Here is a 15,784-nt window from a genome sequence, read left to right on the forward strand (position 1 = left end):
TATGTTACGATTACTCAATATAGAATTTCATAAACTTAGATATAGCAAGTCAACAAAAATTTTGACGCTTATTTATTTTATTCTACCATTATTTATAGCGCTTTTAGCTTCCATAGATTTTAATTTTATCGGTTTTAATATTCATGTGGCCGATCAAGGAATTTTTAACTTTCCTTATATCTGGCATTTTAATTCGTTCATCATTTCTTACTTAAAGTTATTTTTAGCTATCGTGATCGTATCGATGATGTCTAACGAATACAGCAACCGAACGCTTAAACAGAATTTAATTGACGGGATGAGCAAAAAAGAGTTTATTCTCTCAAAGTTCTATACCGTTTTAGCATTTTCGGCAGCTTCTACCGTATTTGTTTTCTTATTGTCAATGATCTTAGGTTTATCCTTTTCAGATTATACAGAATTTTCGATCATTTTTTCTGAATTAGAATTTTTACTAGCTTATTTTATTAAACTGGTAGGTTTCTTTTCTTTCTGTATGTTTTTAGGCATTTTAGTTAAACGATCTGCTTTTGCCCTAGGCTTTCTATTTGTCTGGTGGATTATTGAAAAAATTGTGCATGTAGTGGTTCGGTTTAAAATAACTCATACTGACAGTGGAGCCGATAGTGTGATGCAGTTTTTTCCGTTAGAAGCTACTTATAATTTAATAAAACAACCTGTTACCCGACTCAATTTTATACAATCTGCTGCAAATCAATTACAGACAGATATATCTACAGATTATGCTGTACATTGGTATAGCGTTTTGATCGTCTTGGTTTGGACAACAATTTTTGTTTGGGGTTCTTATGCATTATTGAAAAAGAGAGATTTGTAGTATAGATATTTGTTTTATCTTTAAGGAGAATTAGCCTTATGAAGATAAAATTACTCAACCTCTTATTTTTCTTGTTTTCAGTTCATTCTCTGTCTGCGCAGGATATTGAATTATACTCACAATTTAATGGGAGATACGATTATACCGCAATTGGAGCAACACTAAACTCCTGTGAAAATAATCTTTGCGGAGTTTGTGAAATAGATACATCGGCAGCAGCTACATTAACTTTAGAACCGAGTCAAAATGTAGTTGCTGCTTATTTATATTGGGCTGGCTCGGGAGAAGGCGATTTTGAAGTCAATCTAAATGGGTTTGATATAACTGCTGAAAGAACATTTAATCATACGCTTGAAACAAACGGAACAGATCTTTTATTTTTTTCAGCTTTTGCAGATGTTACTTCTATCCTTCAAAATACAGGAAATGGAGACTATACACTTTCAGAATTAGATTTACAAGAAGCTATAGTACCTTACTGCAATAATGCAACAAATTTTGGAGGCTGGTCGATCACAGTTGTATATGAAGATGCTTCGCTACCACTCAATCAACTTAGTATTTTTGATGGTTTGCAAGGAGTTTCTGTCGACGAACCAGATCTCACTATTCAATTAAATAATTTAAGTGTTATAGATAATGAAGGTGCTAAAATTGGTTTTTTAGCATGGGAAGGTGATTCTGACTTAGGCATAGGTGAAAATTTATTGGTAAATGGAAATGAGATCTTCAACGAACCTTTAAACCCCGAAGGTAACGTTTTTAATGGCACCAATAGTTTTACGAATAGCGATGAGCTATATAATATGGATTTAGATTTTTTTAATATTGAAAATAATATTGATGTCGGCGATACTTCTGCAACTATTCAACTTCATACAGGAGGGGTAGTAAATGTAGGAACTCCTGAAAATCCAGTCTTTCAACTTAGAGGCGATCTAATTTTAATAAATAATGTAGTTACCGTACTTAATAGTATTTTACCAGATCCTTCACCTCAAATTGATACTATTAATACTACTTGTTTTTCTTCAGAATTTCAATTGGATTACACCGTCAATAACTTCAATTGTACTGGAGCCTTACCACCAAACACGCCTATTCTATTTTATATTGAAGATGAATTAGTAGGGCAAACTTCAACTCAAAACTCGATTCCTATAGATGGTTCTGAAGCAGGACAAATTAATATTACTTTACCTAATAATGTTTCTGCAACAAATACAATCACAATGATCGTTAATGAAGATGTAGATGGTAATATTATAGTTCCTGAAATTAATAATGATAATAACTCTATAGAGTTTTCAATAGCTATTCCTATTTTCGATTTTGAAAATGCAGTAATAAATTTAGAAGCTTGTGAAAATACCTCTAATCCTAATGTCGCCATTTTCGACTTAACAGAAAATACTCCAATCGCTATTGGGCAACAACAAAATATAAATATCGATTATTTTCTTACCGAAAGCCAAGCAGAAAATAATCAAACTCCAATAGATGATCCTACAAATTTTGAAAACAGCTCTAACCCTCAAGAAATCTTTGTTCGTATTACTTTTGAAGGAGATGAAGACTGCTACCTCACCGATTCGTTTTTCTTAAACGTGAATCGCACTCCCATCTCTGGTGTGCCAAATAATTTGACTGCTTGCGAATATCAAGACGATTCAGGAATATCTATTTTCGATCTTTCAGTTAATGATGATCTTATGACTAATGCTCAAAATAACACGAGTTTAGATTATTATACCAATTTAGAAGATCTAGCTAATTCTATCGATGAAATTGAGGATATTCAAAATTTTGAAAACACTACAAATCCTCAGACTATTTACACCAAACTTTTTAATAGTGATCATCCTGAATGCTATACAATCTCAAGCTTTGAGCTAGAAGTCACTTCTCTTTCTATGGGAAATATTATTGAAGAATTTAAAGCCTGTGACCCTAACGGTTTACAAGCAACTTTCGATTTAACTCCAAATACATCAATAGCAATTGGTACACAAACAAACGTTGAAGTAAACTATTTTAAAACATTCTCTCAAGCTGATAATAATTCAGATTTTATCATTAATCCATCATCCTATCCCAATCAAAATAATCCGCAAGAGATTTTTATTAGAATTTCATCCAGCAACAATGAAGACTGCTATATCATTGACTCATTTTTAATTTCTGTTGTTGATACTCCGGAAGCATACCAGCCAGCAGATATAACTCTTTGTGATGATAGTACTAATGATGAAATTGCTCTATTTAATTTAACTGATAATGAATCTACAATCCTTAATGGACAAGATGCTACCATAAATTATTATACATCGCAAGAAGATGCAGATTTAGATCAGAATCAAATTACTACTCCAACTAACTACACCAACATCAGTAATCCTCAAGAAATCTTCGTGAGACTTTCTAATGAAGAATTGCCCGAATGCTACACCACAACAAGCTTTACACTAAATATAAATTCTATAGATAATATTCCTTTAAATGAAACTTTGCTTTATTGTGACGAAGGGTTTAATCTAGCAACCTTCGATTTAACTGAAATTGAAGAATTCCTCTCCCTTAGCAATACCGAAATTATAGAGAATTACTATACTTCTTCCGCAGATGCTAGTTTTCTTATGAACCCAATCACCACGCCGAGTAGTTATGGTTCGATTTCTGATCCTCAGCAAATATTTATTAGGGTTGAAGAACAAGACGACTGCTACAAAATTTACGATTTTAATATCGCCGTAGAAAACTGTCCGCCCTTTATTCCTGAAGGTTTTTCGCCTAACAACGATGGTATAAACGATACTTTTGAAATTAGTGGACTTTATAACATCTTCGAAAATTTCGAATTAAAGATCTTTAATCGTTACGGAACGCTTATTTATCAAGGAAATAACGACATCCCGGAATGGGACGGCACTAGTAACGAAGGTTTAAACAATCAAGGTAAAGAATTACCGACAGGTACGTACTATTATATCTTAAACCTTAACGATCCTAATTACGATATCTACAGAGGTTGGGTTTATTTGAATAGATAGTTTAAATTATTATTTATATATTATATTTATAAGTACCAATGAAGATTTGCTTAAAAATATTATTTTTCCTAAGCTGCTATTTATCATTTTCTCAGAATATTGTAGTCGATACAGAAACTTATTCTGCTGAAGAACTTATAAATGATATTTTAGTAGCCGATCCTACTTGCCTAGATGTAGATGTCGTGAATGTGAAAAGTGGTGATTTTGATAACGGAAAAAGCTACGGGTACGTAACTAGAGATACGAGTCCATTCTTTTTTGAAGACGCCGTTATTCTGAGTACGGGTAATGCACTTAAAGCAGCAGGACCTAATGATATTACAAATAGTGATGATGCTCTAGGTTGGGGTGGCGATACAGACCTGGAAGAAGCATTAGGGATGTCATCTGGTAACTCTACCAACGCTACATCTATTGAGTTTAGTTTTACAGCCACTTCTTCCTATATAAGCTTTAATTATATTTTTGCCTCAGATGCTTATCCTCAAGGTAATAGCTCTTCTTGTACTAGTGAAGATGGTTTTGTTGCACTTATTAGACACGAAGATAGTACCTCTTATGAAAATTTTGCAGTAACCCCAATAGTACCATTGCTTTATTTAGAAGAACTTCCCATAATGGTTAAAAATATTAGACCTGAGTTTGAAGATTGCGCCGCAGAAAGAGAACTATTTTTTAATTCTATTAACTCTGAATTTCACCATACTAATTTTAACGGGGAAACTTTCTCTTTTACTGCCGGCACTAATACAATCCCTGGAGAAAAATATTTTATTAAACTAGCGATAGCAGATGATTTTGATTATAAATATGATTCTGCCGTATTTATAGAAGGTAAGAGTTTAAGAAACGGAATAAATTTTGGAGATAATGTTTATGCGTTATGCCCGGAAGAAAACCATCAAATTTCAATTCCCGACCCAAATAATGGAATTGAAAATATTGATTGGTTCTATAATTTAGATTTCTCGTCAGGCATAAACACAGAAATTCCTAACAATAATACTAATGAGTTGACTATTGAAGAACCTGGTTTTTATAAAGCGATTGTTACTTACAATACCGGCTGTGTAGTAGAAGATATAATCGAAGTACAATTTGTAAGTTTTGAAGAAATCGAAGATCAAACCTTATATGCTTGTGATATTGATGGTGATGGTATAGGTACTTTCGATTTAAACATGGTTAGAAGTTTATTTACAGATTATGAAATTTACTTTCAAGTAATGTCTTTTCATTATACAGAAGCAGAAGCAGAAGCAGGAATAAATGAAATTGAGAATATAATCACCTTTCAAAACGAATTTCCTAATCAAGAAATTTATGCTAAAATGGTTGTGGCTCCACCAATGCTTGGCGCCTCTGCTTGTTTTTCTACAAAAAAAATAACCTTATCTACAGATAGTTTAGATATTGATCCTATCTATGCGGTACAATGCTACGCAAGTAATCAATATAACCTAGTTTTCCCTCTTTTTGAATTAAATAATCAAATTGAAGAATCTGTACAACTAGAAGATTTAATTATTGAATATTACTCTAATGAAACCAACGCGAATAATAACAATAACCCAATTGCTAATTTTTATGAAGTAAATAAAAGTCTTTTACCAAGAACAATATTCGCAAAAGTTTCTAATGAGCAAGGTTGTCTAGGAGCCGTAGAAATTATTCTAGATGGTATAGAAGAACCCGATATAAATTACGATCAAGAATCTCCCATAATATGTATTGATCAAGGTGATACAGCCGAATTGTTTTCTGGGCTTTTAGAAGAAAATGACGCTAATATATCTTATCATTGGAATACTGGAGAAAACACAGATAATATCACAGTAACAGAACCTGGAGAATATACCGTTGAAATTACAAAAGAAATACAATTAGGTGGGGACACATACTCTTGTACATATACTAATGAAGTTGAAGTAATAGGTTCAGAAAGTCCAAATATAGATTACCGCATCTATGGCGAACTAAATAATCAGAAAATTGAAGTTTTTGCTTATGGAACAGGTAATTATACTTATGCTTTAGACGATGAGTTTGGAGAATACCAAAGTTCTAATATTTTTCCTGTTACTATCGGAGAACATACGGTTTATGTAAAAGATGAAAATGGATGTGGTGTTATTTCAAAAGATTTTAAAGTAGTTGGATTCTTAAATTTTTTCACTCCAAATCAAGATGGTATTAACGACATTTGGCATTTAATAAATGTTGAAAGATTCGATAATAATATTGAAAAAATTTACATCTATGATCGTTTTGGTAAACTTTTAAAATCGATAAGATCTCACGAATATTGGGATGGTACTTATAACGGCAAAAACATGCCTTCTACAGATTATTGGTTTGTTATAAGCTTTAAAAATGGCTCTCAATTCAAAAGCCATTTTACTTTAAAAAGGTAGATGTTACCAAATAATTAAATCGAAGAATTTAAAGTAAATTTCTGAGGGATTTATCTAGTTTTGCGTCCGCAAAAAATAAACACCTTGAAAAACACTTTATTTACCCTCGCATTTTTAATTACTAATATTGTAATAGCTCAAAACCTTACTGTTGATGCCAATACCTATTCCGCTCAAGAATTGGTAGAAGACATTTTAATTAATAACAGTTGTATTCAAAATATTCAAGTAACCGGTACCATAAGTGGGAACTTCAATAACGATCGTAGTTTTGGCTATTTTGAAAATACCAATACCAACTTTCCTTTTGAAAATGGAATCGTCATGAGTACCGGAAGACTTTCAAATGTTCCCGGACCTAACGATAATCTAAGCGACGATGATGCTCCGGGCTGGACTGGCGATACAGATTTAGAGCAAATCTTAGGACTAAACAATACCTATAACGCTACGGTGATCGAATTCGATTTTACGCCAACCGCCAATACCATTGAGTTTCGCTATCTTTTTGCTTCAGAAGAATATCGCGCGAATGACGAGCGTACTTGTTTCTATTCAGATGCTTTTGCGTTTTTAATTCGACCCATCGGTGGCAATTATCAAAATATCGCCGTGGTTCCCGATACAAATACCCCGGTACAAGTGACTACAGTACATCCGGAAATTATAGACGGTAATGACGGCTGTAATGCGATCAATGAAGAATATTTTGGTTCGTTCAACGGCATTATTCACCCTATCAATTTCAACGGTCAAACAATACCATTAACCGCAGAAGCTAATGTAAATGCAGGAACCACTTATCACATTAAATTGGTAATTGCAGACGATTCTAATTACCGTTATGATTCTGCGGTATTTATAGAAGCCAATAGTTTTAATATTGGTGAAGCTCCGCAAGCTAATGATATTGTGATGTGTGACGATTTTAGTAATGATGAAATAGCTGAATTTGATTTAACTGAAAACGATAATGTTATTTTAAATTCAGTAAATTCTGGACAGGTGAATTATTACCTCAACCAAAACGATGCTGATAATTTACAAAATGAAATCACGAATCCGGAAGTTTTCACCAATACTTCAAATCCGCAGCAAATCTTTGCAAGAATCGTTAACCAAAACTCAGGCAGTTGCTACGAGCCTTCTTCATTTGAAATTTCGGTGAACAGCATTCAGATAAATACGCTAGATGAAATATTAGAAAACTGCGGAAGTCCAAACACTTCTGTAAATTTTGACCTTACCACCATTGAAGATTTTATCGTATTAAATTCAACTCAACAAATAGAAGCGTATTATTTAACCGCTCAAGAGGCTAGTTTTCAGACAAACCCTATTGCTTCTCCTGAAGATTTTGAAGCAAATAATGATGATCAAGAACTTTTTATAAGAGTTGAAGACACCCAAAATTGTTATGAAATTTATTCTTTCAACTTAGCGATCGAAAACTGTGAATTATTTATTCCGCAGGGATTTTCACCAAATGGCGACGGCGTCAACGATACGTTTCACATTGAAAATTTATATAATAGTTACCCTCAATTCAACTTAAAAATCTATTCAAGACAGGGCAATCTGGTTTACGAAGGCAATGCAAATCAACCAGAATTTAATGGTATAAGCTCTCACGGGATCAACTCCGGTAATCAACTCCCCAGCGCGACCTATTATTATGTACTAAATTTGAACGATGCCGACAACAGTATTTACAAAGGTTGGGTCTATTTAAATCGCTAAATTATCATATAGTTAATTTAAATGATTTTTAGCCTACAACTTTCTAAAATTGTCTAAATTTGCAACCCCAAAATTTTTGATTTGAAAAAGTTATTTTTCGCTTTATTTCTTTGCAGTACTACTTTAAGTTTTAGTCAAAACATTTCGGTAGATGCAAATCTTTATACCCCACAAGAATTAGTTGAAGATATTCTTATCAATAGTGGTTGTATCGACAATGTAATGGTTAACGGTGTCGTTGGCGGGAACTTCAGCAACGACGAAAGTTATGGTTATTTTGAAAGAAACGGTAGCAATTTTCCATTTGAAAACGGAATCGCCATGTCTACCGGAAGACTTTCTAATGTTCCCGGACCAAATAATAATTTGAGTGATGATGATGCTCCGGGTTGGGGACCCGACCAAGATCTAGAACAAGTTTTGGGTATTTCTAATACCCTAAATGCGACGGTTATTGAGTTTGATTTTACGCCAAATGCCAATACCATACAATTTCGGTATATTTTTGCTTCAGAAGAATATCAGGTAGGCGATGCAAATACTTGTCAGTACTCAGATGTTTTTGGCTTTTTAATTCGACCTCTTGGCGGCAGTTACCAAAATATTGCAGTGGTTCCCGGCACGAACACTCCGGTTAAAGTAACCACCGTTCATCCAGAAATTGTAGACGGTAATGATGGTTGCCCGGCACAAAATGAGCAATATTTCGACTCCTTTAATGGTAGCAATCATTCGATCAATTTTAATGGGCAAACCAAACCTATGGTTGCTCAAGCAAATGTTACAGCGGGTACTACTTACCATATCAAACTAGTTATTGCAGACGATCACAACTATCGTTACGATTCGGCTGTATTTTTAGAAGGAAACAGTTTTAATATTGGTGCAGATTTAGGTGAAGATGTTACCGGCGCAGATGCACTTTGCGATAACGAAACTTATACACTTTCGGTAACCGATAATGGTAATACACCAGATAATTATGAATGGTTTTTGGTAAACGATAATGGTTCAGAAACACTATTAACCTCTAGTTCTACTGAAGATGAATATGAAGTTACTTCAGCAGGAACTTATAAAGTCGTGCTTACGTTTGGTGCAAATTGTACAGCAGAAGATACTATTGTTGTAGATTATGTGGAATTTGATTCGCTCTTCGACAGAACGATTTACGAATGCGATACCGATAACGACGGACTTAGTTTTTTTAACCTAAACGAAGCTTCACAAGACATTACCACCAACAACCAAGCTTTTACGGTCACTAATTATTTTTTAACGGATGCTGAAGCTCAAGCCAATCAAAATCCGATTCCAGATCCCGATAATTTTAGTAATACAGTTGCCAATCAAACGGTTTTTGCTCGAGTAGAAACCGCTGCCGATTGCTTTGCGATAGTTGAGTTAACGCTTGAAACTTCTTACACGTATTACAATCCTGTAAACTTAGTAAATTGCTATGCTACAGCAGATACAAGTATAAGTTTTAACCTTACTAATGCTGAAAATTTAATTGAAGCTGAAACCGGTTTAATAGATTTTTCGGTTACTTATTTTGAAACTGAAAATGATGCGTTGAGTAATCAAAATCCTTTACCAAATACTATACAAGTTGAAACAATAGAAACGCCTAAAACTATTTATGGGAAATTACAAAATCCCGCAGGTTGTCAAGGTATTATTGAAGTTGTTTTACGAGGAATTCAAGAACCGGAAATCGACCCGAATTACCAAGCTCCGTTTTTATGTTTAGAAAACCTCGACGGAGTAACGATCGAATCTGGCGTAATCGATAACCCGACAAATTATACTTTTCTTTGGGAAAATGGTGAAACTACACCAACGATCCAAGCAGATTCTTTAGGAACGTATCAGGTAGATATTACGAAAACCGAAGTGATTAACGGAGAAACTTACGAGTGTACGACCACAAATTCGATCACCGTAAATGGTTCAGAAAAAGCACAATTCAGTTATGAGATTCAAGGGAGTTTCGATAATTATTCGGTGATTATTTCAGCAGAAGGTATTGGTGATTATGTGTATTCGCTAGACGATCAATTCGATAATTACCAATCTTCACCTATCTTCTATAATGTTGGTGCAGGAGAACATCGTATTTATGTAAAAGATTTGAATGGCTGCGGAATTTCATTTGAAAAAATAATAGTCTTAGGTTATCCAAAATTTTTCACTCCAAATCAAGATAGCATCAACGATACTTGGGGATTAATTGGCACCGAACGTTTTAACCGAAGAGTTGAAAATATCTATATTTTTGATCGTTTTGGTAAATTACTCACTTCTATTTCTCACGTAGGACAATGGGATGGCACTTACCACGGCAAACAAATGCCCTCGAACGAATATTGGTTTTTAGTTACTTTTAAAGACGCTCCAGATTTTAAGGGACATTTCACATTAAAACGCTAGTAAATTGCTAATTTTAAAGTTGTAATTCTTCGGAAGTTTTTCCGACAGAAAAGCGCTTGTAGTTGTATAATTCAGCTATAAAAATTCAATCAAACGCACTCGATGAAATTCAAATTAAAATCTGATTATAAGCCAACCGGCGACCAACCCACTGCCATTAAAAAACTAACAAAAGGGATTGAAGATGGTGAACGTTACCAGACACTTTTAGGAGTTACAGGTTCCGGGAAAACTTTTACGATGGCGAATGTCGTTGAAAAAGTGGAACGCCCAACGCTGGTTTTAGCGCACAACAAAACTTTAGCGGCTCAGCTTTACAACGAGTTTAAAACATTTTTTCCCGATAACGCAGTAGAATATTTTGTGTCGTATTATGATTATTACCAACCGGAAGCTTACATCCCAACTTCCGGAACGTATATTGAAAAAGATCTATCGATCAATGATGAAATTGAAAAACTTCGTTTAAGCACCACTTCTTCCCTACTTTCGGGACGTCGAGATGTTTTGGTGGTAGCTTCAGTAAGTTGTTTGTACGGTATTGGTAACCCGGTAGAATTTCAGAAAAATGTGATCTCTATTGAACGTGATATGGAAATCTCGAGAACCAAATTCTTACATCGTTTGGTGCAAAGTTTATATTCAAGAACCGAAGGCGAGTTTCATCACGGTAATTTCAGAATAAAAGGAGACACGGTAGATGTTTATCCGGGTTATGCCGACGATGCTTTCAGAATTCATTTTTTTGGAGATGAAATTGAAGAAATTGAAGCTTTCGATCCTGTTACCAACGAAGTCCTAGAAAAATACGAGCGCTTAAATATTTATCCCGCAAATATGTTTGTGACTTCTCCCGATGTTTTAAACAATGCGATCAATCAAATTACCTTAGACTTAGGAAAACAGATCAATTATTTTCAAGATATCGGGAAACCCCTTGAAGCAAAACGTTTAGAAGAACGCACGAATTTTGACCTGGAAATGATTAAAGAATTAGGTTATTGCTCCGGGATTGAAAATTATTCCCGCTATTTAGACGGAAGACAACCCGGCACACGACCTTTCTGTTTACTAGATTATTTCCCCGATGATTATTTAATGATTGTTGATGAAAGTCACGTTACTGTTCCGCAAGTTGGCGCTATGTATGGCGGCGATAGAAGTAGAAAAGAAAATTTAGTTGAATATGGTTTTCGACTTCCGGCAGCGATGGATAACCGACCTTTAAAATTTGAAGAGTTTGAATCCTTACAAAGTCAAGTGGTTTATGTAAGTGCGACTCCGGCAGATTATGAAATGAGTCAGACTGGCGGAGTTTATGTAGAACAGGTAATTCGCCCGACAGGACTGCTCGATCCTATTATTGAAGTGCGTCCAAGTCTTAATCAGATTGACGATTTAATTGAAGAAATTCAGACACGTGTAGAAAAAGATCAGCGAACGCTGGTGACTACGCTTACTAAGCGAATGGCAGAAGAGCTGACCAAATATTTAAGCCGAATTGATATTAGATGTCGTTACATTCATAGTGATATCGATACGTTAGAACGCGTAGAGATTATGCAGGATTTACGTCGCGGACTCTTTGATGTTTTGGTTGGGGTAAATTTACTGCGTGAAGGTTTAGATTTACCGGAAGTTTCTCTGGTTGCCATTTTAGATGCCGATAAAGAAGGTTTCTTAAGAAGTAATCGATCGCTAACCCAAACCATTGGTCGTGCTGCACGACATTTAGAGGGAAAAGCGATTATGTATGCCGATAAAATTACCGACAGTATGCAACGAACGATCGATGAAACTGAATATCGTCGCGAGAAACAGATCAACTATAACAAGCGAAACAACATTACGCCAAAAGCTTTAAATAAATCTTTAGACGGAAATTCTTTATATGGTAAAAAAACAGAGCCCTATAAGTTTGAGCCGGCTAGCAATTTAAAAGCTGCAGAAGAAGAAGTGACGTATTTTAATGAAAATCAATTAGAAGATCGTATTCGAAGCGTTCGAAAAGAAATGGAAAAAGCCGCTAAAGACCTAGATTTTATGGCTGCAGCTCGTTTTAGAGATGAGATTAAAATGCTTCAGGAGAAATTAAAAGAAAAAGAGGTATAAAAAAAGCCTGCTCGATTGAGCAGGCTTTTTTTGTTGCAATAACTTTTATTGTTGCATATATTTCATAATAATTGGCTGCAATTTAGACATATACTTTTGGGTTAATCCAGAACTTGCTTCGATTATTGCTGGAGTTTTTCCTAAAATATTTTTTCCCGCATCGGTATTATAAAAATTCAACATTTTAGTTAGATCTTCTTTACCTATTTTTTCAATATAAATATCAGCCAAATCATTATACATATCTTTTAGCTGAACATTTAGATCTCTTTTAAACTCTTCTTTTTTATCTTCAGGTATTCTATCTGTAAATTGAACGAGCATAGCATCTATTCCCGCTCCGGTTTGAATTTCAATAAACTCAGTTAATTCTGCTTTAAACTTTGCATCTTCCTGCGCAAAACCTGAAAAACTTATGCTAACTAAAGCAATTACTACTAAATATTTTTTCATTCTAAATCGTTTAATGGTTAAATAATGGTTTATCACTCATCATCGAGTGTATTTTATTTTTTGTTTCTTCTAAAACAGCTTCATCTTCAATATTTGTGATCACTCCATCAATTAGATCGACTACAGTTTTCATATCTTCTTCTTTTAAACCACGCGTAGTGATTGCTGCGGTTCCTACACGAATTCCACTAGTAACAAATGGAGATTGATCGTCAAACGGAACCATATTTTTATTAACGGTGATTTCTGCTTTCACTAAGGTTTCTTCCGCTTCTTTACCGGTTACGCCCTTGTTTCTAAGATCGATCAACATCATATGGTTATCGGTTCCGCCGGAAATTACATCATAGCCTTTCGCCACAAAAGCTTCTGCCATCGCTTTCGCATTTTTCTTCACCTGAACCATATAGTGTAAAAACTCATCGGTTAAGGCTTCTCCAAAAGCTACAGCCTTTGCTGCAATAATGTGCTCTAACGGCCCGCCTTGGTTTCCTGGGAAAACGGCGCTATTAATTAAAGTTGACATTTTTTTCAGCTTTCCGCTTTTCAATTTCAACCCGAATGGATTTTCAAAATCCTTACCAATTAAAATAAGTCCACCTCTTGGTCCGCGTAAAGTTTTATGGGTTGTAGTTGTAACCACGTGACAATGTGGAATTGGATCTGCTAATAAACCTTTAGCAATTAATCCGGCAGGATGCGCAATATCTGCCATTAAAACTGCTCCTACTTCATCGGCGATCTCTCTAAATCTTTTATAATCGATTTCACGTGAATAGGCAGAAGCACCGGCAATAATTAACTTTGGCTGCTCCTTTTTTGCCATTTCTAAAACGTGATCGTAATCTATTTTTCCGGTTTCTTTATCTACACCGTAAAAAACTGGAGTATATAATTTCCCTGAAAAGTTTACTGGAGAACCGTGAGTTAAATGACCTCCGTGAGAAAGATCGAAACCTAAAATTTTATCACCTGGTTTTAAGCAAGCTGCAAAAACTGCTGTATTTGCTTGAGAACCTGAGTGTGGTTGCACATTAGCATATTCTGCTCCAAATAATTCTTTGGCGCGTTCGATAGCGATTTGCTCTACTTCATCTACCACTTCACAACCGCCATAATAACGCTTGCCCGGGTAACCTTCAGCATATTTATTGGTTAATACAGAACCTGCTGCTTCTAAAACTTGATCGCTTACAAAATTTTCGCTCGCAATAAGCTCTAAACCATTAAGTTGACGATTTTTCTCTTGTTCAATTAAATCAAAAATTTCAGTATCTCTGGTATTCATAGTTAAGCATCTATTAAAATATTTGTCAAAAATATAAAAAGCATTCGGTTAATTGTTGGAAAATAATATATTTGAATGCATTCTTTATTAAAACTTGAATTATAATTATGACCATTACCGCTAACGACCCAAAAAGAAAAACTTGGTTAGACGTACCTAAAGATTCAGATTTTCCAATTCAGAATATCCCTTTTGGTGTGTTTTTAACCCGAGACGATATTATTACTATAGGAACTCGAATTGGCGATTATGCCATAGATTTAGGAGCTTTACATCAATTAGGTTATTTTGAAGGTATCCCGTTAACCGACGATATTTTTCTTCAGGATACGCTGAATGATTTTATTGCTGACGGAAGAAAAACTTGGCGAGCGGTAAGAAATAGAATTGCTGAAATTTTTGATGAAAAAAATTCAAGCTTAAAAAATAACGACGAGCATCGACGCATTGTACTTTTCACGTTAGATGAAATTGAAATGCAATTGCCGGTACAAGTTGGTGATTATACCGATTTTTATTCAAGTAAAGAACACGCGACAAATGTTGGCGAATTATTTAGAGGAAAAGAAGAAGCTTTGCTCCCTAACTGGCTGCACGTTCCTGTAGCTTATCACGGAAGAAGTTCTTCGATCATCCCAAGCGGAATCCCGGTACATCGCCCAAAAGGACAAAAGAAACCCAAAGGCTCAGACGATCCTATTTTTGGCCCGTCACGCTTAGTAGATTTTGAATTAGAAATGGCATTTATCACAACTGCAGCAAATCCGTTAGGAGAACCTATCGCTGTGGAAGATGCTGAAGAATATATCTTCGGAATGGTGTTGTTTAACGATTGGAGTGCACGTGATATTCAGAAATGGGAATATATTCCGTTAGGACCGTTTTTAGCGAAAAACTTTGCATCATCGGTTTCTCCGTGGATTGTAACTCTTGATGCATTGGAACCTTTTAGAACCGAAGGTCCAAAACCAGTAAAAAAACAATTACCATATTTACAATCTAAAGGAAAGAAAACATTCGATATAGATCTGGAAGTTGCCATTCAACCCGAAGGTAAAGAAGAAACTGTGGTTAGTAAATCTAATTTTAAGTATTTATATTGGAATATGAGTCAGCAACTTGCACATCACACCATTAACGGTTGCCCGGTAAACAGTGGAGATATGATGGGAAGCGGAACCATTTCTGGCCCGGACGAGTCTAGTTTTGGCTCGATGTTAGAACTTTCTTGGAATGGTGAAAAACCTATTAAATTAAAAGAAGGTGGTGATCGCAAATTCATCAATGATAACGACACCGTTATTATTCGCGGTCACTGTGAAAATAAAAATGTTCGTATTGGTTTTGGTGAAGTAAGTACCAAATTATTACCGATTTATAAAGCTTAAGTAAAGCTCTGAAAACAAAAAAGCCATTCAAATTTTGAATGGCTTTTTTTATTAGGTTACCTAAC

9 protein-coding genes are annotated in these 15,784 nt (G+C 34.9%); 7 read left to right on the top strand and 2 right to left on the bottom strand.

Annotated features, from left to right (window positions below):
* Position 1 precedes the first annotated feature (1 nt).
* From G551_RS0105360 to uvrB, 6 genes are all read left to right on the top strand, one after another.
* The gene (locus G551_RS0105360; RefSeq protein ID WP_027884586.1) at positions 2-838 is read left to right on the top strand and encodes an ABC transporter permease; all 837 of its coding nucleotides are present in this window, start codon (positions 2-4) and stop codon (positions 836-838) included.
* Between the two features lie 38 nt (positions 839-876).
* Entirely contained in the window at positions 877-3,888 is a 3,012-nt protein-coding gene (locus tag G551_RS16195; protein WP_051191283.1) for a gliding motility-associated C-terminal domain-containing protein, read from the top strand.
* 38 nt (positions 3,889-3,926) lie between these two features.
* Complete coding sequence (locus G551_RS0105370; RefSeq protein ID WP_027884587.1) at positions 3,927-6,305, top strand: T9SS type B sorting domain-containing protein; 2,379 nt, start codon at positions 3,927-3,929, stop codon at positions 6,303-6,305.
* A gap of 84 nt (positions 6,306-6,389) precedes the next feature.
* The gene (locus G551_RS15480) at positions 6,390-8,045 is read left to right on the top strand and encodes a choice-of-anchor L domain-containing protein (protein WP_051191284.1); all 1,656 of its coding nucleotides are present in this window, start codon (positions 6,390-6,392) and stop codon (positions 8,043-8,045) included.
* A gap of 81 nt (positions 8,046-8,126) precedes the next feature.
* The gene (locus G551_RS0105380; protein WP_027884588.1) at positions 8,127-10,478 is read left to right on the top strand and encodes a T9SS type B sorting domain-containing protein; all 2,352 of its coding nucleotides are present in this window, start codon (positions 8,127-8,129) and stop codon (positions 10,476-10,478) included.
* Positions 10,479-10,580: 102 nt separating this feature from the next.
* Entirely contained in the window at positions 10,581-12,590 is a 2,010-nt protein-coding gene (gene uvrB, locus G551_RS0105385; RefSeq protein WP_027884589.1) for an excinuclease ABC subunit UvrB, read from the top strand.
* A 45-nt stretch (positions 12,591-12,635) separates the two neighbouring features.
* Here uvrB and G551_RS0105390 read toward each other — a convergent pair whose 3' ends face one another.
* The gene (locus tag G551_RS0105390) at positions 12,636-13,043 is read right to left on the bottom strand and encodes a DUF2059 domain-containing protein (RefSeq protein WP_027884590.1); all 408 of its coding nucleotides are present in this window, start codon (positions 13,041-13,043) and stop codon (positions 12,636-12,638) included.
* Between the two features lie 10 nt (positions 13,044-13,053).
* The gene (glyA, locus tag G551_RS0105395; RefSeq protein WP_027884591.1) at positions 13,054-14,331 is read right to left on the bottom strand and encodes a serine hydroxymethyltransferase; all 1,278 of its coding nucleotides are present in this window, start codon (positions 14,329-14,331) and stop codon (positions 13,054-13,056) included.
* Positions 14,332-14,438: 107 nt separating this feature from the next.
* Between glyA and fahA the strand changes: the two genes are divergently transcribed.
* The gene (fahA, locus tag G551_RS0105400; protein ID WP_027884592.1) at positions 14,439-15,719 is read left to right on the top strand and encodes a fumarylacetoacetase; all 1,281 of its coding nucleotides are present in this window, start codon (positions 14,439-14,441) and stop codon (positions 15,717-15,719) included.
* Positions 15,720-15,784 lie beyond the last annotated feature (65 nt).

It is taken from the genome of Mesonia mobilis DSM 19841 (assembly GCF_000423405.1).
Taxonomy (GTDB): Bacteria; Bacteroidota; Bacteroidia; order Flavobacteriales; family Flavobacteriaceae; genus Mesonia; species Mesonia mobilis.